Annotated in this window: 13 protein-coding genes; 4 read left to right on the forward strand and 9 right to left on the reverse strand. The window is 41.8% G+C overall.

The genetic code is table 11. The features are described from left to right. The 7 genes from IIC38_12255 to IIC38_12285 form a co-directional block, all read right to left on the reverse strand. The coding region (locus tag IIC38_12255) for a hypothetical protein (protein MCH8126720.1) at window positions 1-643 on the reverse strand (643 nt) is incomplete at its 3' end. 261 nt (window positions 644-904) lie between these two features. Then, on the reverse strand, window positions 905-3,283 hold the full coding sequence (locus tag IIC38_12260; GenBank protein MCH8126721.1) for a T9SS type A sorting domain-containing protein: 2,379 nt from the start codon (window positions 3,281-3,283) through the stop codon (window positions 905-907). A gap of 113 nt (window positions 3,284-3,396) precedes the next feature. Next, on the reverse strand, window positions 3,397-3,612 hold the full coding sequence (locus tag IIC38_12265; GenBank protein ID MCH8126722.1) for a hypothetical protein: 216 nt from the start codon (window positions 3,610-3,612) through the stop codon (window positions 3,397-3,399). Between the two features lie 315 nt (window positions 3,613-3,927). After that, window positions 3,928-6,594 (reverse strand): CHRD domain-containing protein, encoded by a 2,667-nt coding sequence (locus IIC38_12270; GenBank protein MCH8126723.1) that lies wholly within the window; start codon window positions 6,592-6,594, stop codon window positions 3,928-3,930. Between the two features lie 289 nt (window positions 6,595-6,883). Further along, complete coding sequence (locus IIC38_12275; protein ID MCH8126724.1) at window positions 6,884-7,918, reverse strand: PorV/PorQ family protein; 1,035 nt, start codon at window positions 7,916-7,918, stop codon at window positions 6,884-6,886. Between the two features lie 349 nt (window positions 7,919-8,267). Next, a complete protein-coding gene (locus IIC38_12280) occupies window positions 8,268-11,867 on the reverse strand; it encodes a hypothetical protein (GenBank protein MCH8126725.1) in 3,600 nt (1,199 codons plus the stop codon). Window positions 11,868-11,898: 31 nt separating this feature from the next. After that, complete coding sequence (locus IIC38_12285) at window positions 11,899-14,667, reverse strand: TonB-dependent receptor (protein MCH8126726.1); 2,769 nt, start codon at window positions 14,665-14,667, stop codon at window positions 11,899-11,901. Between the two features lie 289 nt (window positions 14,668-14,956). Here IIC38_12285 and IIC38_12290 point away from each other — a divergent pair, with 289 nt between their 5' ends. From IIC38_12290 to IIC38_12305, 4 genes are all read left to right on the forward strand, one after another. Then, entirely contained in the window at window positions 14,957-16,786 is a 1,830-nt protein-coding gene (locus IIC38_12290) for a T9SS type A sorting domain-containing protein (protein ID MCH8126727.1), read from the forward strand. A gap of 84 nt (window positions 16,787-16,870) precedes the next feature. After that, window positions 16,871-18,355 (forward strand): T9SS type A sorting domain-containing protein, encoded by a 1,485-nt coding sequence (locus IIC38_12295; GenBank protein MCH8126728.1) that lies wholly within the window; start codon window positions 16,871-16,873, stop codon window positions 18,353-18,355. Window positions 18,356-18,470: 115 nt separating this feature from the next. Continuing rightward, window positions 18,471-20,174, forward strand: a complete 1,704-nt coding sequence (locus tag IIC38_12300) for a T9SS type A sorting domain-containing protein (protein ID MCH8126729.1) — start codon at window positions 18,471-18,473, stop codon at window positions 20,172-20,174. 447 nt (window positions 20,175-20,621) lie between these two features. Beyond that, a complete protein-coding gene (locus IIC38_12305) occupies window positions 20,622-22,571 on the forward strand; it encodes a T9SS type A sorting domain-containing protein (protein MCH8126730.1) in 1,950 nt (649 codons plus the stop codon). A 200-nt stretch (window positions 22,572-22,771) separates the two neighbouring features. Here the strand turns inward: IIC38_12305 and IIC38_12310 are convergent, their stop codons facing one another. Both IIC38_12310 and IIC38_12315 read right to left on the reverse strand, forming a co-directional pair. Next, complete coding sequence (locus tag IIC38_12310; protein ID MCH8126731.1) at window positions 22,772-24,094, reverse strand: HAMP domain-containing protein; 1,323 nt, start codon at window positions 24,092-24,094, stop codon at window positions 22,772-22,774. Next, on the reverse strand, window positions 24,063-24,467 hold the full coding sequence (locus IIC38_12315; protein ID MCH8126732.1) for a hypothetical protein: 405 nt from the start codon (window positions 24,465-24,467) through the stop codon (window positions 24,063-24,065). Before IIC38_12315 ends, IIC38_12310 begins: the two co-directional genes overlap by 32 nt. Window positions 24,468-24,571: the final 104 nt, after the last annotated feature.

A 24,571-nucleotide genomic window follows, 5' to 3' on the forward strand; every position in this document is an offset into this window, starting at 1 on the left:
TTGGCACACCTGAATCCATCGGCGAGGCAGATCGCCTGGTCGCCAGCACTGCAATTAACCTGGTATCGCCTGAGGCATCTATTGACAAGATGCGTTCAAGGTCAAATTTTGCACCCGGAAACAGATCAATCTCATTTTCTAATCTTCCTTGATTGTCATAAAACCACAATTTCCCGACAGCGTTATTGCCTAAAAGAAAGCCCCTGTTTTCATTGAATACAAAAACTTCGGGAATGGGTTCGTCATACACATGCTTTTGGTTAAGTTCGAAGATGAGCTCAGCCCTATCTGAATAGAATTGCAAGGTTAGCATTTTATCGCGATCGTTCTGTAAATTCTTTGCGCTTAGAATACAAATACCCGATCCATCTTGAGCGAATTTTGTCTTTATAAATCCCTCAGGCAAAGCTAAAATATTATGACTGATTCCCTGAAAAGTAATTAGCCGATCGGATACAGAGATCAATTGACCTGTTTTTTCACTATCCAGATTTACATGCCAGGACAGAACATTTTCACCCTTATATTGCGATTGGGGATCCTTCGAAAAAATCTTTTTTGAAATTGTCTTTTGACAAAAAAGCTGTAACGGGGACAAGAAGATCAATAATGAAAGCAAATACAATTTCTGACTTGATGACATGTGAAATCCGGAAACCTGATTTAGAGTATTAGTTAAAACCGACTTTCTAGTAATTTCAAGATTTTGCATAAGGATTTACAATTAGTAACCATTAAACTAATCTGCTTAATTCATAGCGCAGGTTAAGACTGCAAACAAAAAAATATACTTTAATTAACTAATCTAGATGTTCATTTTGGGACAGGATAAACAGGATTATCAGGATTATCAGGATAAATATTCAGTATATCTTGTTAATCCTGTCAAAAAAGAATTACAATTTTATTTCAAGATTAACATTTTTTTCTCTTCCTGAAATCGGTTTCCATTTAGAGTAAAAAAGTTTACTCGATAAAAATAAGTTCCTGAAGGAACTCGCTGAAAGAGATCATTGTTGCCATCCCAACGCCATTCCTTATATCCGGCAGAAGAGAAATCGATACTTACCATTTTTATCCGTTGTCCCAGGGTATTGAAAATTTCAATGGATACCTCTCCTGGTTTTGGCAAGAAAAAACTGATTGTCGTCGATGGGTTAAAGGGATTAGGATAATTTTGGAAAAGAGAAAACTGCTCCGGAGGCAATGAGCCATTGTCTTGAATACCATCGAAGAAATTGAGGATTTTGCGCATGATGGCGATTCGATCCTCTTCAGGATAAATCGTTTCAAAAGGGATGCCAAAATGGACCAGTTTACCGGCATTGACACCCTGGGGAAAAAGGCCATCATAGTAGATACCTGCTACTCCACTGCTTGTGTTCACATTAGTGTATTTTAAACAATTTAAGCCGCCGTTAATCCCTTTGATCGCATCCGGCCAGTCAACATCAAAACTGCCATGTGTACCATCGTCGAAATTAAAAGGACTTACTCCTTCCAGGATTGTTCCACTTATTGGTTCTGCACTATAATAAGTACTACTTCTCCCATTAGGAGCATCGGCGATGTACTGTGCTTTCAGAAAATCATTATAAAAACTGGCATCTGCAGACGAACCCCTTTGCAAATCCCAGCCAATCTCGGCGCCGGAAATAAATAATTTGCCACCATTCCGTAAAAATGTCTTTAACCGCTCCTGTTCGAGCTGGTTAAAAGTATCATCGGCGGTACTCTCATCTCCTAAGATCCAATCGACAATCTCAAAATTATCCAGCGCAACGCCATCTTTAAAAACCGCTTCATTGCTGGTTGAGGAAAAGGACATTCCAAAGCGATGAATCGCTTGTCCATGCTGACGAATAAAATCAAATGTATTGCTCGTTCCTCCGGTACGATCAAAGCCATTTACAACCAATACCTTATGCGAATCACTTGAAGGGATTGCGGCTAGCACTTCAGTGGGCTGTGACAGGCCTGTTGAATTGATTGCTCGCACTCGTACAAAACAAAGCTCTCCTGAATTTAAATTATTGATGACCGCGTCGGGTGTGGATAGAAAAACCGAATCAGGGAATGAAACACCATCTGTGCTTAAATAAACAAAATACCCGGTTGCCCGATTGGCTGGTTCGAATTGGATTCGAAGTGAAGATTCACTTTCATGCAATATTCTTAAGGATAAGGGCACGCTTGGCGCTGGTAATTGGCCGCTGCCAAACTTGAAATCGATCGCGTCCCATAACTCCTGACGATTGCCGTCATAGCCCAACGCCCACATTCCGATACCCGAGAAATTATTAGCGATGGCCAGATCATATTTCATACTGAGACTGGAGTCATTATCAAACCAAACCTGGTGAAAATCTGAGCCGTCATGCCAATTGTACCAGGGGGTTTGAGATTGAGTATCCCATATTAATCCATAAGTTTGAGCGCCAGACAAAGCAGAATCAAAAAATACTGATCCTATAAAGTCAGATGTTGACGAGCCGGGCTGGTCTGTTTGTGTCTTCCAATGATGGCCATAGTAAGGAAGGCCGAGAATCAACTTTTCCGGTTGTGTGGATGTAACCAGGCCATATTGACTTAAAACAGTATTGGTGATATTAATCGAACCGCCGATTAACGGAGCGTTTGCGCCAGAATTGCTGCTCCAACTTCCTGCAAAGGCATAACCCATAATAAATATGTAATCACAACTTTGGGCCAAGCCGGCAAAATCCCAGTGCCCACCCCAATTTACTGCAGGCCCGTCATAAGACACTTCAGTTCCTGGAATTTGTGAATGCAAATATTCAGTAAGTTCAGCCACAAAATTATTGATGTTTGCACCCCGGTCGGAATTATTTAAACTTTCGAAATCAACATTCAATCCGTCAGCGCTGCCTTCCAGCATCTTATTTTTGATGTTGACAAAGAAATTGTTTTTATAGGTGCTGTTTGTGATCAAGGTATGGATATTACCACCATTGAAAAGTGTGGCTGTCAGAATAACCTTCACGCCCCTGCTATGGGCGTTGTTGATTAAATTAACCCAGGGCCAACCATGGTCGTTGCCCAGGGAACCATCCGCATTTACCTCAACAGAAAAAGCGGCTATGTGTGAAAGCAGATCGTAACGCAGGTAATCGGCTGTGCTCCAGTACGGCAAAAAGCCAAATACTCGTGCATTCAACCCCTTCGTTTTGTGCAGGCTTTTATCAAGAGGGATAATCTTCTCAAATGGCTTCCCGATTAAATCCAATGAAGTGGGTGTGTCGCGATGCTTTTCCCATTCCATTTGATGAATGCTTTTCGGTTCTTGAGCAAAAGAAATTTCAGAAATGCAGAATATTAATAGTAAAATGAAAAGAAACGGTTGTTTCATACTTGTATCTGGTTCTTTAAAGTCAATCACTTTATCTTCGATGGTTCACCTTTGTGTTGCTCACTATGCTCCTGGTGTGGAGACTTAAACCCTTCAGGTTCCTGAGGTGGTTTTGTCGAATCCTGTTGTGCTGTTGTAGTTAAAGTAGGAGGAGCTTGAGTTTCTTTGAATTTTCCTTCATCAGAATGACTACAGCTAACAAGTATAATAATTATTAAAAGAGATAAAATGATTTGTTTCATTGTGATTATCTTACTGTTTATAAATAGATAGGAATTAAAATCCACTATTGCAATCAATACAAAATATTGACTGTTTAATCTAAAACAGTATGCAAATCTTGATCAGATGCCCGATTAAGAAAAAAAGGTAATCGAGTTACAACAATCCAACCCTCTATTACTTTTGAATTCACAGATATCTTAATCAGTCTTAATCATTATTTGTTATAGCCCCAATTGTAGTAAAAGAAAACGTGGGAAATAAAAAAGGGAGAGAAAATCATTTCCCTCCCTCTTCAAATATCTATCAAAAGATAGAAAAAAGAATAGGTTGCTCTACTTTAACAGAGACATTTTATTCTTAAGCGTGATACCATTCACCCTGAGGATATAGAAATAAACACCGGAAGACATTTGCGACGCATCAAAAACAACGGAATAGCGTCCGGCTTCGTACTCTTTATCTGCCAGGGTAGCTACTTCTCGGCCCAACATCGAATAGATCTTCAATAAGACATGTCCTCTGTCTTTAATGGAAAAATTTATGGTAGTTGTCGGGTTGAATGGATTTGGATAATTCTGCTCCAGAGAATATTCGGTTGGAATAAGTGAGCTCTCATTAACCGATGTAACAATCACAGATACCTCTTCTGAGAATACACTTTGATTGCCATTGAAGTCCACTGCAGCTACACGATAATAAAAAGTTTGTCCAATGGATACTGCTTCATCAGTTAAGGTAGTTTCTGTTGTGGAGCCAATATTCTCTGCGGTCTCGGGATTAAAACCAGCCTCTGTACCTTTCACAACCAAAAAGTAGTTAAAATCTTCATCTTGTGATTCATCCCATGTTAGCTCAACGAACGAACCTGAAACTTCCTTTGCAAGGACGTTGGTAGGCGCTGATGGTGCTAAGTTGTCAAGCGAAAAACCACTCTTGGGGAATGATTTCCAGAGTGTCAGCACATTCTCGGTGTGTGCAGAGACGACGTAAGTGCTCCGCGTACTGTCTCCATCCGAAAGCGTTGGAACCACCGCTGCATATCTTGGCGATTGAATAGCATCCACTCGTGCGACCTGCACAGGTACCGGACCCGGACCCCGACCATCGATTCTCCAAACCACATAGTGCGTTATCGTGAAGCCGGAAGTCTTACTCAGGCTGGAATCTTCTTCACGTGGCCTGGTTAAAATTTGGCCACGAATTTCGCCTCCGGGGTTGGTCGCCGTATGCACATTGACGTAGGTATTGCCATTAAGAAGTGCATTCACAAACCCTTGCCAGTCGCCTACAAGCGCACCAGTCAAGTCATCTGCTGTGATTCTTCCTCTCGCAATAACTCCATTCATCGGGCCACCGGCTTCAACGGGGCCAAACAAAAAGGCTACAACACCTCCACCTTCAGCAGGTCCACCCAGATGAATATGCGCCTGCGCAACGCTGTCGATGTTGTAAACCTCCAACATATACCACAGCGTATTATTCTCCCGATCCAGGGTAAACGTTCCTCTACCATGGCCGACCGTTTCGACCGGCGGAACGCTATTAGCTCCAGAAAGACCCGCATCCAAACGCAAACCGCCTACGTCGTCTGCAGCGCCCCACCAGGTAACCCAGGCTTGACGGCCATTATCGTTAGGCACATCCGCCACATTTTGGATAACCGGCTGATTGCCGACGACATGCTCGAGCACGACTATGGGCGGCGGCACGTTAGAAGGAATGCCTGCATATAGAATCTCATCTTTATCATCGCGGTTTACATTACCGACTGAAATAACATCAAAACGTCCGCTCACAGGCAAGATGGAGTGATCGATGACGGATATTTCATAGTTTGTCGGATCAGTAATATCTCCACCTTGATACTCTACACGATAAATACTAGCGTTTGGGTTTGAACTTCTGGAACCGAAGATGAAGTCCATGTTTCCATCGCCGTCTACATCGCCCCAATCACCACCGTAAAGCCGTCCACCGTTGAGATCACCCGGTCTGCCAATTGAGCTAGCCGAAAGTGAGTCACCATCCTTTTCCAGCACCCAAACTTCGTTAAAGGCAGAGCTGGACCATCCACCAACGACAATTTCCATTTCGCCATTGTCATCAATATCAACAAGACTGGCGGATTTCCAGGAACCGCCTGGTACTAAACCAACCTGGGTCTTGGTAACACTAAAAGTATCTGTGGCACTGTGGTAGGTAACAGTGGAAACATCACCATTGCTACGAAACAAGTACATACTGCTATCATGTGCAACGATATCATAATATGTATTTGCACTGATCTCACTGTCTTTTCCGCTTGCCTCGAGTTCCCAAGTTTCCGAACCGTCGCCATCATCCGGGATATTATCAACAGAAATTACCAAAAAGGCATACCCACCTTGTCTAATAGATGAACAGAGCTCTTCTGTACCATCATTATCGATATCATGTAATAACCACCGGAATGGACGGATATTTACACCATCCCCATCTACAATGGTCCATTGTGCGTTAGGACGGTAATTTCCTGTGGCTGGATCCAAAACGCCCATTACATCACTGCCATCTCCGGCGGATTCAAAAACAAGTACTCGAGGCGGATTAGTTTGTGAGACACCTTGAAATCCGAAATTATTGACTGGTCCCCAGATAATTTCCATCTTCCCATCGTTATCCCAATCACCATAGGTCAACGCTGGCCAAGTATTTTGCAGGGTGATATCGGTTTCTGTCCACCAGACAATCTCCCAGCGACCTTCGTTCCATTCGTATTTGTAGATTCTTGGAATCATATCCCGGCCGACTTCTATGTCCCAGCCATTGTTAACAGCATAAAATTCAGGTTTTCCGTCTCCGTCAAAGTCTACGCCAGACACAATACCGCCAAAACCGCCAGGATCAACATCAGATGCGGGTAGTTCTGCTCGACGGTCAAAACGCTGCCCATACAAGGAAAAGCTAAAAAGGAATAATGTGGAAATGACAAACAGGAAGCGAGTCGTAATTAATTTCATAATCTCCTCCGTAAGTGATTAATATTAATGAATGTTTAGTTATAAAATAATCGTCTTAGCATGATTTTCTTCAATCACCTCCTTTAGAAAATCAGCAATAAATAGTATAAATTTAAGATAAGCCATTTTGAAGAAAAATTTGGAATGTTGTCTGAAAATATGAATTGTAAATAAACATAAATTACAATTTAATTCAAGTAAAAAATGAATAATCTGTTTTATAAAGAAAATATTTTGATAAGGTCTTAGCTTGAGATGAATAAAAGAACCAAAATAATACTAATCTTAGCTAATATCGAATCGCGAAGGAAACAAATTTAACATCTTTCAAATTGCCGTAATCGGCCCAGCTAAAATCCAGCTTTAGATTTGCACCTACCGAATCAAAGCGCAAACCGACGCCGAAAGTCGCACCTTGTTCACTATCCTGCAGGTAAAGCGCCTTATATCCTGCTCTGAGAAAAATAATATTTCTAAGGGCGATTTCCACACCGCTATTAATATATTCCGCATTATCATTAGGATGGCTTCCATCCGCAACAGCAAGGATGGAATAGTCCTCGTTTTGGGCTACTTTCCAGGCTAGTCCGAAACGAAGATTTAGCGGTATTTCGAAATTCTCTGTTCGGTATTTTCCTGGTACCTGATCAACTGAACCTTGCTCCGGTAGTGGGTCTTCATTAAAGAAAATGTCTCTTCCATCAAGCCTCATCTTGGTACCAAAATTGGTTATAGCAGCACCCAGGCTAAGATCCTTAAACGGTGTCTGGTATAGAACCCCTACATCAAAAGCTGCTCCTTTCGCTGATTCATTAAAAAGATTCTCTTGAATAAATTTGCCGGTAAGACCGATGGAAAATCTATCCGTCAAATTCCTGGCAAAAGTAACACCGATAGCCAGTGAGTTATAATTCCAAACCTGTCCTGTACCTTGTGGTGAGCGGATTGTACGAACAACATCATCTGGCGTGCGAAAAGAAATAACGTGTAATCCAATAGAACCCAATTTTGCTAAGTTCATTGAAAATGCAGCAAAGTCATATTGTGTGTCTGCAAGCCATTCGGCATGGTTGAATGTGGCTTCTCCGTTACCGCCTATTCGAGCGATGCCGGCTGGATTCCAGTAAATGGCATTGATATCGTTCGCAAGAGCTGTATATGCACCCCCCATGGCAATGGGTCTGGCACCAGCGCCGATCTTGAGAAATTGTGCTACCGTAGTTCCAACTTTAGAGACAGACTTATTTACCTGGGCCAGTAACGGTTCCTGAACACCAAAAAATAAAAGAGAAAATAACAAAGAGAACATGGTTAGTTTACGCATAATCAACTCGCTTTCAATTCACACTTTTTTCAGCAATATCCCGTTAGCAAATAACGGTTATTTGCAATTATTTAGCCATTAGTTATTTGCTGTTGGCCTTTAGCTTATTGAGTGAGATAGTGTTTATCATTTTTTGTTCTACGGAAAACAGCAGAACGACAGGTTTGACTTTTTACCCGTATTTCTCCTCAACAAAAGCCATTCTGCCAATCAATAAATTTGTTTAACGATGGCAATACCTTCCTGCCAAATATTCAGAGTCCTAAAATTTCTCACTTAATTTTACCAATCCAGAAGCGTCGGGATGCCAATAGCTAATAGCCAAATGCCATTAGCTGAACAGTTACAGTTATTTTATTAATGCAAATCTGCCAATTTTCTCACCAATCCCTGGCGCTTCCACATAATAGATATAAATTCCATATGCAGTTTCTTGAGACTCAAAAGTCAACAAATCCCAAACCGCTACATTGCTGAAGTCATTTTTTTCGATTGTATCTACTAGCTCTCCGGTAATCGTATAAATGCGAATAGTACACTCCTGGGGTAAATTCCTGAACTCCAGACGACGGTCGTCACGTTGACCGGACCTGGGCGCAGCTATTTCCGCAGCGCTGAAAGCAACATATGGGTTCGGCACAACATACACATCAGCCAACGGATCTTTAATTTCCATGGGTTTAAATTGAACGGCAAGTGTGGTGAATGTGTATTTATCTCCAGCGATGAAGGGCTTATTGGAAAAAACCAGGAAGACATCACCATTGCCAGGGTAAATCGGATCATCAAACACAATCAACGAATCTGCACTTCCGTCCGCTGTTTTGACGGTATCACTAGGCGGCGAAAATTTCAGCTCGTAGGTAGTATTAGTTATACGCGGAGCATTCGGTTCAATCAGTACTATACTCTCTTGCCAATCCCATCTCTTGTTCCGGAATTTAACGTTTGATTCATTGATAAAGAACTGAATGGGTTCTCCTGTTGCAGTATCGATAATTCGGAATGGTGCAGCAACATTTGTAATTTGGCTGGTATCCGGAGCAGTTACCAAATCACCGGTGTCAGTTGTATCGTAATTAACAAACCGGATTTCAAAATCCGAACGATAAGGATTGGGTCTACCAACTCCTGCGAGGGTCAGTGATTCAACCAGGAAATTAGTTTGTGTCTCTATTGTAAGGAAACCGCTTTTATCAGGATTTAGAGCCGTTTCTTCATCTTGTACAAAAACACGCATGCCATCAAATACAGGATTATCATCATCACCGGATTTTGAAGAGCTAAGAGCTACAGGACTGAAATTATAAGTGATTTTGAATTCATCTCCAAAAGGAAGAGAGCCAGAACCAATCCCACGAATTCTACCTTCAAAAAAATCAATTTCATAAAGACCCGGATCGATGGGACTTCCCGAGATAGTAGTTACAGATATGCTACCCTCAACCAGGTTCGCAGCAGGTAGATTGACAAACACAGTGTCCCTGGCTGTAAAAACCGCAGATTGAGGTTCGAGATCGGTTACTGAATAAACAACTTCATCTGCTGAAGCTAATGTATCAAATTCGATTTCGTAGCGTTTACCCTCCTTAACAGCAAAGGGATCCAGAAATTGAATTCTCACGGTTCCTGTAGATATACCTTTAACTTTATCTGCCAAATCTCCCATAATATTTTCCAACTCCGGACCTACATAACCTGTGGCAGGTGGACCAGGAATGACCTTTGCCGTGTTAACATCAAACGAGAATAGGCGGGAAAGCGCATCCCTGTCGATCGTCCTTTGGGTTTCCGAGGGTGGTATGCCGGCATTAACGTCGCCCCTGTCATAAGCCGTTACCGCATAAAAATAAGTAACACCATTGACCACATTGTTGGAATCGACAAAACTGTGAACCAGGCCGGTATTGCCACCCAGGTCAAAACGCACTCCCCGGTTGGCGTACTCGATTGGTGATAGTCCGGAATGTTCATTGATCAAATCGAATTGGGCGGGCACGCCATTAGCCTGCTTCAGCGGGACAGAAAGGAATGGAACACCGCGTGAATCGGTAATCGTTTTAGTGTCATTGAAGCTAAAATCCCGGCTGCGGTAAATTTTGTAACCCTCAAAATCGAAGCCTTTATCAGTATCATCCGGGTTAGCTCGAGCGATAAACGGATCGAATGATTCTTCCGACCGTGTACCCCAGTAAAGCGTGACTTTTTTATCTCCGGGAATGGCAACGACTTCCGGCTTAATCGGCGGTTTCGCGAAGCGATAGTCGGATTCAAAAACCTGCTGTGAAATTTCCGCATTAGAAAGCAGGTCGTCCAGGTTCTGGCCAAGCGGCAATGCGATTGAGAAACGCTGGCTTTCTCCAGGTCGTAAAGTGAACGGTCCGGAGCCATAAATAAATACGTTGTCCGCCTCTTGCCTGATTTCAGGCTCCGGATCTCCCGGCCGCTGGTTGGGTGTGCTCAAGAGTTGCCACATAAGTGGGTCGTTCTTGGGCCTGTTGTTACCACCAAATAAAATAGCATTAAAACTGGTTAAACCCAGCTGATCCGATTCTGCTATATCCAGAAATCCAAAATTTGGCTCTCCGCCGAGAAAACGCATTCCCTCAAGCCTGAATTCAGATGTTGGTTCGCCGCCATCAAGTATACCATTTTCATTTAAATCCTGATAAAACAATTGAGTCGGCTTGCCATCACCTTCGCCAAAGTCACCAGTACCTGCGATACCATCCACACCTACGTCGTCAAAGCGCTCGTCCCAATCACCGTCTTCATCTCCTTCCCAATGCAGTTTGGGTTCGCCATAAATACCGATATCGCCAAATATAAAAGAACCGGCATCATTAAACGGGCTTTCATCCAGTAAACCGTCATTGTCGTTGTCAAATCCATCATCCGAAATACCCGGACTTTCTAAAAAGCGGTAGCCAAAATACCCGGGTATTTTTCCGCCATCTCCAATGCCGTCCTGGTCAAAAGCATAAAGCATGTTGCGCGTATTAAAAGGGAAGCTCTCGTTAAAAGCCGATATAAAAGAAGCATTGTCATCGGCAAAATCATTTGGCCCTCCGACATGAGGATCGCCAAACATACCTAAATAGACCTTTTCCAGTGTCCTTGGACTCACATTGGTTATGGTATAAACCAGGAAAATGATATCTTCTGCCAAAGGATTATTGAATTGAAAAATTCTAACTTGAAGTTCAAGACCAAGCCCTCGTTTGGTTGTATCATCCGGGAAGGGATAATATGGGAATTCCGCGTTACTAAAATCATCCATTACATAAAAAACTTCTTCATCAGGAGTCGTCGCATCATCTCCCAAAAAAGCAGGCCAAACATATCGACCGAGGGTTTCATTATACCATTGCTCCGGCCAACTATCCGGCTTGCCATCCAGGTCAGTATCAAGATCGGAGAATCTAGCCATTTCGGGTGAATCGGGATCCGAGAAACCTACCCTTGGCTGCCAACCCCATTTAACCGCAGTTCCAGGTTCAAATTCACCGTCGCTTGGACTGATAAATCCGTCGTTGACAATATGAATCATACTATCAGGTATCGTTGCATGCGGCACTTCTGCGGCAACCAAAGGACCAAACTCGTAGGCGTATCCCAGGCCTGCTGGACCTTTGGGCCAGACTAAATCGGCATTGGTGTTGTCAGCTGCCGGCGTAGAAATTGATCCCCAATTCGTCAATAGCACCCTGATTTCATTCCCGGAAATGGTTGTTTCCTTACGTTCTTCGTGTTCATGATCCTGGTTGGCCTTGTTAAGCGCATTGATTAATTCTTTCATAACCGCATGGCGTTCTTGTGTTGAGAGATTTTTCAGATCGTCTAATTTGTTAAGTTGTTGCTTGGAAAGACTCTGGCCAGCCAATTGTGATATGCAGATGAGTAACGACAAAAAAACTACGACAGTGACGTTGAATCGTTTACATCTCATTTTTTTTATTTCCTTTGTTAGAAAAAATTAACTAGAAGCTATAAGTTAATCCCAGGCGAATTTCTCTGGGTTTGCTTAACCAGTCCTCCCGCTTATAGTAATTGTCCAGGAATTCCAGCGGGAAGAAGTTCTGACCTCCTGTCATAACGTCATTTTCAATTGTTCTTCTCAAATCATTAAATAAATTTGGATTTGTAGACTCGGCTAATGAATTAAGTGAATTGCCAGTGCTGCCATAAACGAAGCGTTCATTCTTTAGGTCCAGGGCGTTTTCTATTTGCAGAAAAAGGGACATTTTAGCACCAGCGATCTTAACAAACTTTTCCAATCTTAAATCTATATTTATATTCGTCGGCCTGCGGTCACTGTTTTGTTCAAACTGGACAGTCTGAACGGAAGATGGAAGCGAAGGTGTGTAGGGTGTTCCAAGCCAGACACTTCCGATAGCGCTGATGATCCAACTATCTTTCTTTCTTAAAGACATAGTGCCATTCAAAGTATGGGTCCGATCATGTGATAATAGAATAAATTCCTGCTCCGTATCACGTCCGGAGCGCGAATCAACTGCAAGTTTAAGTGGATCATCAAATGCTCCTTCAGCAACCTGAAAGGTATAATCCAACGAGGCAGAAAACAATCCACCCGGTGAGCGCCGTTTTAGCAATGATGCTGTAATTCCCTTAACATAGGCATAGCTAATATTTGTAACCACATTATACTCTTTTGTGGCAGCAACCTCACCCGCAAATACCCTTCTCGATTGAATCAAGTTGTTAACATCTTTGTAATAAATGGTTAGATCTATTTTCATATCATCGGTAAATTGCTGCTGAAGCCCCATTTCATATTGAATACTTCTTTCTGGTTCCAGATTTGGATCCCCGAAAGTTGGCACCTGGATAAATTCAAAATCTTCAAACCTGGGGTTTGTATAAATGCTGGCAAAATCCGGGTTTTGATAAAAATGCCCGTAAGAAAATCGAATGATGCCACGATCTGTGATTGGAAAACTTAGACTGATTCTTGGACTAAAGCGATGCTTTGGAGTGGATTGAACCAGGTTCTTCTCAACGCCGGTATCCACGGCTCCGACCAAGTCCGGATTGTAGGGTGCCTTTGTATCCAAAAATTCATAGCGCGCACCAATATTTAAGATGAACGACCTGGCAAGTTCCATCTTGTCTAGAATATAAACTGCTGCCTGCAACGGTTTTCTCGTATAGGCTTGGTATTGAGTGAAATCTGGGTTAACTTTCGGATCGGGTATAATGGGTTGCGCCTGACCCACATCATACAAAAGCGTATATACTTCTGTTTCCATACGGTGATTGCGAAGTTCGCCGCCAAATTTTAATTCATGAACCGGATGAACCTGGCTGACGACGTCCAACTTAGCGTTCCAGGAACGGGTTCTTCGCCAGGAACGACTAAGGTTAGTACCGCCTGCAAGGTAGGCAGTCGGTGAGATGAGATTATTACTAACCAGGCTGCCAAAACTCGCAACATAACCGGGGTCGAAGGGATCTTCAAATGCCCAGGTACGCGTATAACGCAAGCCAAGGCCTACCTTCAAAGTGTAAAACATTTTACTGCTTAACGTATGGGTCATACCGACAGAATGGTTCGTGCCATTATCAAATCTTGTGGCCCGCCCATCAGGATTAAATCGATATGTACGTGAAAAGCTTAAATTTTCACCATCATCCAAAATCAAGTCATAACTTAACTTTACATTAGGATCAGGTTTCCAGGTCAATTTACCGGAAAAGTTCAAGTTTTCACCGGTATTCATCGCTACGATTTCCCGATCGCCATCAGCCTTGCCGTTTCCAAAGGGATCGATTATGAAAGATTGACCTGCAATTAAAAGAATCTCATCAGGGTTGTAAATCCTGATCCCATAAAGATATCCCTTATTAACTACCCGAACTCCGGAAATAAAGAAGTTAACATTTTTGCCAAGAAAAGGAACAGGCCCTCCCAATGTGCCTTCATAACGGCGATTATTAAAAATATCTATTTCGTCTATGTTAAAGAAGATATCGTCTCGGCCGCTAAAATTATCTCCAGTCCAGAATCTAAAGGTACCGCCTAGTTTGGGACCCCCTTCCTTGGTTACATAATTAATTACACCACTGAGCGCATTGCCATACTCGGCGCTGAAAGTACCGATTGAAATTGAAACCTCTTGTACAGCATTTGTCGCCAACCCAACATTCTGGCTGTTAAAAAAAGGATTGTTTAATGATACCCCATTGATTTGATAGGCAATTTCGTTTGAACGGCCGCCCCTGATATGGATATTGCCGGAATTGTCCTGGATAATACCTGCTTGAAGTCTGATCACATCGCGAATTTGATCTACGGGTAGCGCATCTATAACATCTGAAGTAATAGCTACTTGTGTGTTGGTAAGATCAGCTCTCACCAGTGGATAGCGTTCACCAACAACTTCAACAGTTCCGAGCTCAAGCGTTGCCAATGAAAGCTTTTTATCCAGCCGTGTAGTGAAGTCAACATTAACCCGTACATTAGTAACTACAAGTGTACGATAGCCAACAAAGGAAAATCGCACCCGGTAAATACCTGGTGGAATATTTAATATTGTGAAATTACCGTTAATATCCGCTGCAGCACCCAAGGTAGTGCCTTCGATAATAATATTGGTTCCAGGCAGAGATTCACCAGTTAGAGCATCAGTTACCTTACCTGCAAGCTTCCCGGTTTCTCCTGCAAAGGCAGTTAGCGATAAGCATAAGAATAGGAAATGTAATGTCCAAAATGATGTAAATTTTAGCATGTTGATCTCCGCATTTCAAGACTCGGGGACTGAAATATTACAAATGGTTAAAGATTATAAAGGAATTAATATTTCATTTCAAGAAAATATGTTGTATTACAATCCAAAATTAAATTGCCCTTTTTATAAAAAATTAATGTTGACAATAAGTTACAAATTTGTTAATTATAAAAACATTCTAAATACTATAACTTCTAAATTAAGTCTTAATAAGTCCGAAAATCATTCTTACCTTATCATGTTCAAGTTAAAACCTTTATATTCATTAAAATATTATCCTGGAGGTGACATGTTTAAAAAAATCTTTGTTTGCGTTATTGTAGCCTTTTCGATTTCATCTATTTTCTCTGAAGCCTACAGTCAAGCTGAAGGAGAGAACAGCTTTCGGTTGGCAGCTCTAAATAACCGTTTCTTAACTTCGCCGGATACCATTAGCTGTACCGCTGGTAGAGGAATCTATGTGGCTGCAAATCCCGATTTGGATGGTGATGGTAAACCAGAAATTCTTGTAACGGAGTATCGCGATGGCGGCAGGATATTGGTTTTTGAAGTAGTTGGGGACAATACCCTGGAATATGTGTGGGGGTCTAAAAAGCTCAATCCCGGTGGGTTTGGCGGTGGGTCAACTCCCCGTTCAGTAACAGTCGGAGATTTCGACAATAACGGAAAAATGGAGATTATTTTCCAGGTTGGCTATAGCGCGACGGATAGTTTGTCACGCGCCCAACGAGGTCTTTATTTTTATGAGTATACCGGGAACGACAATGACTACGGCGCGGAACCAGCGTTCAAGCTCAAATTTGATGAGATAGACCCACTGTTTGATGCACTGTCAGTAGGACGTGCCGAAAACCCACTTACAGTACAGGATATAGATGGCGACGGCAAAAATGAGTTGCTTTATACACCTCGTGTATTTGACAGCACACTTGAGACTGGAAATCTATATATATTAGAAGTAGAAAGTGGCACCTTTACCGGTGGGGATGCAAGCATCCGATTAGAATACAAATATACAGGGATGGCCAAGGCTATTGATTTTGGTGATGATGGATATACACCAGTCAACACTGCCGTTGGCGATATCGATAATGATGGATTTGCTGAAATTGTTGTGTTGGGTTGGACGAACACAAACTCTGGCGCCGGAGTTGGTTTTCTGGAAGTATCGGGTGTAGATACATATACTGACGGCAGTGTTGTTCCGATCAGCGAAACCAGTATTTTTAATGTAAAAGCCGACATAGAAATTGTCAATGTCGATGGAAATGTGGCCGTCATATTTGCTGCGGGTTGGTCCAATCAAGGAATTCAAAGAATTTATGTTATGGACAATATCGTCAATGATGCATTTGTTAGTGAATCGGATCTACATATCATTTCGGAGGGTGTCGAGCAGTTTGGCATCATGGCGATTGGCGACCAGGATCATGGCAGTGGCTCTGATGGTTTTGATATCTACGTAAGCACAGTCCCGGAAATTATTAATATTGAATACAATGGCTCCGGCGCTCTTTCGGATCCGGCCAGTTATACCAACCATGGACGTCTGGGTCAATTCAATCTCGATGAGGCCTATGACCTGAGCGATGGTCTTTTTAATTCCATTTATACATATCCAGGCATGGATTTAGACAATGATGGCAACCGGGATCTTGTAGTGGGGTACAAAGGCGCTTGCGGTCCAGAAGGTGATATTCTCGAGGGTGAATTGTTTACGGTAAATACCTACGGAATTTTTGTCTTCGAATGGGGCGACTCGACGCAATCGATTCCGGTAACTTTGAGCACAGGTGTAGAAGACGAAGCTCCTCCGGCTTGGATAGTCATTACTCCCAAAGATTATATCCTTGAACAAAATTATCCGAATCCATTCAATCCTACAACCAACATTACTTTTACTTTGCCTTTAGAGAATAGAATCAGTTTGAAGATTTACAATTCACTGGGACAAGAGGTTAAAACCCTGATAGATAATCAAGAATATTCACGAGGTCCACATAGTGTGATATGGGATGCAACGGACAAAAACGGAAATCCTGTTACCAGTGGAGTTTATGTCTATAAATTGGTTTTTGGGAATTTCTCTAAAACGAAGACCATGTCCTTGGTAAGGTAGGCTTTTTTCAAAATGCCAGGCATATATCTAAATTTTCAGACTTCAATATTTGCCATACTTGCCCCTTAAAAGGAGATAATCGTTATGAAGAAATTGATACTTATAGTACTCTTTTTTTTGATGTTAACCCCCGCTTTTATAATGGCTCAAACAAACCAGTGGAGTACGCGATACGTCACTCTGGACGAACCAGGCAATGGTACGGGAGATCGAACCTCCAGTATAGCCGTTGTTGGGCCAAATGCATTTGTGGCGTTGGTGTCTTCAATCACAGATAACAACGATATTTTTGGAACTTTCGACGACAACTACCTGGTGGGTTATTTCGAGGCGGATTCAGCTGTGGGTCGGGTTGCACTGCAAGAATATGGCCCAACCGGTCAATTTGAGGTTTGGAGTTCTGGACTTGACCAGGTACTCCTGAACGGAGCCTGGCAAATTGCCGGGGCGAAAAACAGCTATGTATATGTGGCCAACAACGACGCTAATCACAATATTTTGGTATTCGAGCTCACCGGATTCGGAATTTTGCCAACTGATTTCCGTATGGAAACGGGTTCTGAAAATATATTTGCTATTGATGTGGACACTGCAGGATATGTCTATGTGGTTGACCACGTTGGGACCGATGGGAAAAATAGCGAACTAAAAATCTTTGCACCCATTAATTCTCCTGGAACTACATGGGGCGATGCAGGTGGCCACACCGATACTCCATCTACTATTATTGACCTTCCTCCCGGCACTTATCAAGGTGTCGCAGCAAGTGGCGACGGTGCCCAGGTATTTGTTAGTATGATTGAAACCAAAAGTATTATGAAATTTGTCGGTGATCCCGTCAATGGCTACACTCAGGATAATTCCTTTTCTGCTGTTATTTCTCCAACGGATACCTATTTAGACGTGGATGGCATACTGGTGGGATCCACAACTTTCCTCGGTATGGACTATCTCGATAATCCTGGTCTCCTATTTGCCGCTGTCGATTCATTTCTCTGCATAAGCGGTTCGACAGAAACCTGCGGGGGTTATGCAACGGGTCGTGTTTTTGCCATTGATCCAGCTACAGGAACCAGTCTTGATACAATTGATGTGGCTCAATGGAATTTTAATAATACTAATTCTTATAGTACTGGCAGCAGCAACGGCAGAGTGGGTGGTTTTACCTCAGTTTATGATGTTGATGTGAGTAACGAACCGGCTGTTTATTCGCAATCGTTTTACGGTTGGGCCATAGAAAAATGGGTTTTTGATGGTAATTTAGGCACAGTTGTCAGTGTGGAGCAGGTTGCCGAAACCATACCTACCGGTTTTTCTTTACGACAGAATTATCCCAATCCATTCAATCCAATAACCACGATAGAATTTGAGATTCAAAGTTCAGAACATGTCATTCTCGCTATTTTTGACCTTAAAGGTCAAAAAATTACCACTTTAGTAGACGAACAACTGCCGCCGGGAATATACCGATCCAACTTCGATGCCGGCAAATTCGCTTCAGGAATTTATTTTTACAGCCTACGTGCAGGCCAAAGTAAAATTAAAAAAAAGATGATCCTGGTCAAATAAGGACAATAATCATGAGTTGAGCATTCAACTCTTAACATGTTGGAGTTTGCTCTTAGAATGAACCATTGTTTACTATTTTAAAGATGATTTCACTAATAAGAATTGGAGAATAATCATGAAAAAACGATTACAATTCATCATAGCAATCATTTCTTGTTGTGTTTTTTATAGTAAAACCAACCAGGCTGTCGCCAATGTTTTCGCTTCCCAACTGAAAATCATAAACCCGGATGATTCACCATTTGATGGTAATTTTTCTGATGGGACAGGTGCAAAGATATCTTTCTTACTAAACGCTGCAGCCTCTTCAGTAATTGTCGTGGTTAAGGATGCTGCCAACGGCAATATTATCGCCCAAATTGATGGTGGGGCGATGGGAAGCGGTTTGAATTCTGTAGATTGGGATGGCACTGGCGCCGAGACTGGCAAACAATATATTTACGAAGTGACGGCTGTACAACCGAATGCATCTAGCACGGATTGGAGGGTATTTTTTGACTCCGGTGATATTGAGATTTTTACACGAGGGTGTGCAGTTGTTAAAGACATGAGTAGTCCCCTATTCGGGTTGATTTATACACCCAACACTGGCGGCGATCTACCACAAGTGGGAAAAGGCATTACTATTTACAATCCAGATGGTTCATTCCATGACCCGTTTCTAGTAGCTGCAGATATAAACGATGGCGGTACAATCGACTGGGGTGGAGGTTCTGATGTCATGTACGGAGCTGTTTTTGATGCTTTAGATCGATTCTACGTTTCGGCTATTCAATTTGGTGAAATAAGACGTTTGAACCAGGACTATTCAATTACTTCTGTGATTACAGGTCTAACCAATCCAAAAGGTCTTTATCTACAGGGAGAAGGAGAAGCCCTCACAATTTATGTAGCTGCAGACAATAAAATCTGGCGTGGCAATATTGGCACGGCTGATTCAATGAAGGCAGGGGATATGGAGTTATTGGCTCAATTTAGCGGCTTTTTTCCCCACCAAATAAATTTGGATGACGAAGGATTTCTATATGTCAGTCTAAGGGCGAGTAATCAACTGGGTTCAGATGGTCGCGGTATCCGTAGGTACGACCTTACGGGAACCCTGCCAGTAACCGATGATGATGCGTTTTGGTTTTTAGGCGAAGAAAAAACATTCATTGCCAATGACCTGGTTTTCGATCGCGGCGCCGATCGAAATTCTGCTGCCGATGACATTTTATATTTTGTTACCAGGGCAGGTGAGGATAAAGATGAAGATGGAATTTGGAGAGTCGATGATATTCACTCTGTTTTCCCTGATGTGATTCGAATCATCACGGAAAATGACTTTTATGGTGATGATAGCAATGTTCAATCCCGGGCATCTTTTGACTTCGATGCTGCAGGAAATATTGTTTTTATGGAAAACGCCAATGAACACCTTTTTCTTATTTCTCCTCCTGGCGAAGGCGAAACCAACAGCTTTACGACAACAAGCCCGGATACATTTACGGTAAGTGTTACTGTTGGTGTTGAAGAGCCTGGTCTTGCAAAAACGCCTAAGTCGTATGAGTTATACCAGAATTATCCAAACCCGTTTAATCCTAGTACAACCATTAAGTTTTCTCTTAGCCAATCTGAAACGATCTCGCTACGAATTTATGATCTGAATGGCCGGTTGGTTAGAACATTGATTGAATCCGATAAAAGATCGAGAGGATTGAATAGAGTTGAATGGGATGGAAAAGATAATTCAGGTAGTTTGATCCCATCTGGCAGATATGTCTATACTTTGGAGTCCGGCAAATTTAAAAGTTCAAAGATAATGACGCTGGCGAAATAAATAGTGCCTAAACGGAAACACCATTTATCGTCATCTCCGTATGCTTCGAGACTGTCCGAGTACTACCAAAATGTTATCCCCGATGCTTACCCGTTAAAAACGTACGGGCACAAGTTTATCGGGGATCTTTTTACTTTATCGCGGACAGCATGAAGGAGTGACAGAACCGGTTCTCGGCCGAAATAACCCTGCAGAAAAATGCAGAAAAATAACAGGGGGAACATGGTTTTGTTTTTTTGAATACAAATCCAGATAATTTCTTGACATTAAAGATATTTGGGTAGTTTTATCAAACCAAATAACCATTGCCCAGTTCAAGTAATATCTTTATCTTCATGTAAAATGGGATTTTAGATTCTACTAACGCTAACTGAAATCAATGTCGTTAACTAAAATAAAACTATCTGAAAAACAAATTCAGGCTTTACATTCCGGGGATGACTAACAATGAATGACCAAACAAGAAAAACAATGTGTATACGGCTTGGGATGGGAATACTCAACATTTGTATTCTGATTGCTGGATTATCTTTCGCTTATACTCCCGAGAAGGATAAAACTCAAAAGGCAATTAACTCATTATCCACATTCAATAAAGAATATGCCCTCTTAAACATTAATAACCTAACCTCTTGGTTACGGGCAGACGGACAAATGAACCATGGTCCGAGTAATTCAGTGGGAACTCATTTTCCCCGAGGTACTGCAGTGGTTATCTACCAGGATGGATTTGTTTGGGGTGGCAAGGCTTATATTGATTCTGACATGCAACAACCGGCTCCGTTCGACCAACTTATCCGAGTGGGGGGAGGATCTTACCAAACCGGAACCCGTGCTGGTCGGATTATTGGAAGCGGGGCAACCGCATTTGCAGCTAATCCAGATTCAGAAGAGTCCCGGATTTATCGAATTCGCCGTGATTATTTAACTATGTCTAAAGAAGAAGTGATCAAAGATGCTGCCGAAACCAATGAAATTAATCCCAAAGAAGTAACTTCTAGCCAACTACAAGAAATCCAAGCTCAATATGCAAGAGATTGGCGTGAATGGCCGGTACAATTTGGCGCACCGTTTATAGACCGAAATGGCAATAACATTTATGATCCACCACCAGAATTTGACGATAACTTCACAGCAGCTGATTTAATCACGGACAATTATGATGAGCCGGGAATTTCTGCTGGTACACCTAATTTCCCGGCAGACCAGGTAATCTACACAATATTTAATGATCTGGACCAAGATAAAACACGTAAATTCTCAGATTCTGAACCGTTAGGATTGGAATTGCAATTGACGCAATGGGCATTTAAAAGCAAAGATAATTGGAACGGTATTTATTATCGCAAGCTGAAGATCATCAACAAGGGTGGCGTTGAGATTTCTGAAAATGACACTAAAGGCTCTTTTTGGCTTGATAGTATGTATATTTGTTTGTGGACGGACGGAGATCTGGGTAACCATTCAGACGATCTCGTTGGTAGTGATCCTGCATTAAATCTTGGTTACTACTACAACGAAATAAGTCTGGATAACGAATTTAGAAAATTTAACCTGCCGCCACCTTCAATAGGTTATCTATATTTACAAGGACCAAGAATACCAGCACAAGGAGAATCTGCTTTCTTTAATGGAAAAACAATTGCGGATTGGAAAAACTTACCTATGTCCTCATTTACATTTTTTGGTACGGGAAATCCATTTTCCGATCCCGGAGGAAGCTACCAAACCAATACGATTCAATGGTATAAAATTTTAAGAGGTTTTGCGCCTTTATTTGGACCTGATGTTAGATATTCATTTCCTCCTGGAGTTGAACCTACTTTTTTCCCGTATGCAGGAAATCCTGTAACAGCTACTGGACATATTGACGGACTGGGAAAGGAATATTCATTGCGAGGGGGAGATCGACGAACTATGATTTCTTCCGGTCCTTTTACCCTGGCCCCTGGCGACACACAGGAAGTTGTTCTTGCATTTGCGGCAGGTCTGGGAGCGGATAGACTGTCAAGCATCACCGTTATGAAGCATGTTGCCCGGCAATTGCAGCTTTGGTATCCCTATCACCCAAAATTTGAGACTGTAGATATAGATGAGCCAGTTGTTTTGGATGCTCCAATTTATTATGAACTCTCACAAAATTACCCGAATCCATTTTTCGGGCAAACTCAAATACAATATACTATTCCATTACCATCTCAAATACAACTAACTATTTATGATATATTAGGGAGGGAAATAAGAGTTCTGGAAAGTGGACAAAAACAGGTTGGAACTTATCAAACAAATTGGGATGGCCGAGATCAGCATGGCAAGCAAACTCCCAGTGGGATTTACATTTATCGATTACAAATTGACCATATTGAGATAGCCCGTAAACTATTCCGATTAAGATAAGAAAAATTTTCCTAATAGTAGGTAACTTCAATGGAAAATATGAGATTTCTATCGGCTATAATAATTGGCTTGTTTTTAATTATGAGTTCATTCTAAAAGGTGGGGTACCGATTCCATCGCTCTAAAAAGTATTTGTTTTTATGTATCAATTTTTTTTAGAAAAGCGATGGCATCGGTTTTTAAAGCAGACTCAATTATAATTAGAGAGTTTCCAAACCAAAAGAAAAGGTAGTCCCCTGGTTTATTTCGCTTTTCACTTCTATTTTACAGTCATGCAGCTCGATTATCTTTTTGGCGATCGCAAGGCCTAATCCCGCGCCACCGTAACTTTTTGCCCGGCTTTTATCAATTCGATAAAAACGCTCAAATATGAGCGGTAATTCCTCTGCCGGAATTCCAGGACCCGTGTCGGTTATATCAACCAAAACCTGGTTGCCCTTCTTTTTCAAATATATTGTTACGGTTCCTTGCGGTGGCGTAAATCGAATGGCATTGTCGATCAGGTTTGAAAGTGCTCGTTCTATTAAAGCAATATCAGCCTGAACCATTGGCAAGGACTTCGCTAGATTAAGATCGAGTGTAATGTCTAATTTCTTTGCCAAGGGATTGAACTTGATCACAACATCCTGTGTGAGATCTGCCATGGAAAAGGATTCAGTTTGTGGTTGTATTTGTTGTGCATCCAGTTTCGAAAGCTCAAACAAATCATCAACAAGATTACCAAGCATTTTGGTATTATCGAAAATGATTTGCAGGTATTTTCGTGACTCTTCGGCAGAAAGACTATTTTCTTTCATCATGATCGTTTCAAGATAACCCTGAATGGATGCCAGGGGGCTGCGCAAATCGTGGGAAACGTTGGCAACCAATTCACGGCGCAAATTGTCGGTTTTTTTTAATTCTTCCATATTTGCAGTGATCGTATCTGCCATATGATCAAATGCTTGTGAAAGCTGACCCACCTCATCACTGGATTTTGATGAAATCCGAACATCATATTTCCCTCGTTCAAATTCTTTGACTTTGGAAGTCATTTGGTGAAAACGTTTTGTTAAAAGTGCAAACAATATCAGTCCAATAAGTCCTGTGGTGATAAATGCTGCTAATATCCCCATCGAAGTATTTCGGATAATAAAACTTTCCCGAAGCATGTCTGCAGCGGAATCGTATTGTTCTCCCATCAGAATCACATAGATGTAACCGGGGGTACTATTGCCAATTTGCACGGGTGTCGCCGCAAAGGTTTTCTGCTTGCCTAAATGGCGGGGATCATCTCCAAGAATGGGCATATTTTGATCGCCTGATTCTTTACCGGTCTCGGACAGTAAAGTGATAGAATCATTTTCCCGTGATGCCGATTGCTGAGATCTGCTGCGAATCTGTGATAACTGTCGATTCAGTTCATCAACTAATTTAGATTGCTGTTTTAACTGCTTATAGCGATTGAAAAACAATAATCCTGCCACCGGAAAAACACTGACCAATAGTACATTAGTACTGTATCTCCAGGTAGGTAGCTGCAAAGTTTGATAAACTGATCGTTAAACCCTCCATGTAAATCACAATCGACGTGACACCAAGTCCTATTGAAAATAAAATAACGATTGTAATGCCAATTTCATCAACCAGACGCCAGCTTTCCTGGCTAAACTTTTTCGGAAATAAAATCCGGCCGCCAATCGAAATGGAGGCCGCAATGGCAATCGAAGTCACTGCATTCAGTGTGCTAAAAAAGATCAGGGTGCTTGTTGAAGCACGATCCAGGCCAAAGGGTTTGAAGAATACAAAAAACAAAAAGAGGAAAAGACCAATTCCGGCAGATGATTTTAAAGTCTCTTTTAGGTCAAACTCATATGGATAGGATTGCGTAAGTATTTTTTTAATATTTTCTAGCAAGCTGGTTGTCTTCTTCCTAACCGGTCGGCTAAACGATTAAGTTTTACTTGCAGTTTTTGGCTTTGATAAATCTATCTCAAAAATTCTTATTGTATTCATATATC

It is taken from the genome of candidate division KSB1 bacterium, assembly GCA_022566355.1.
Classification (GTDB): domain Bacteria; phylum Zhuqueibacterota; class JdFR-76; order JdFR-76; family DREG01; genus JADFJB01.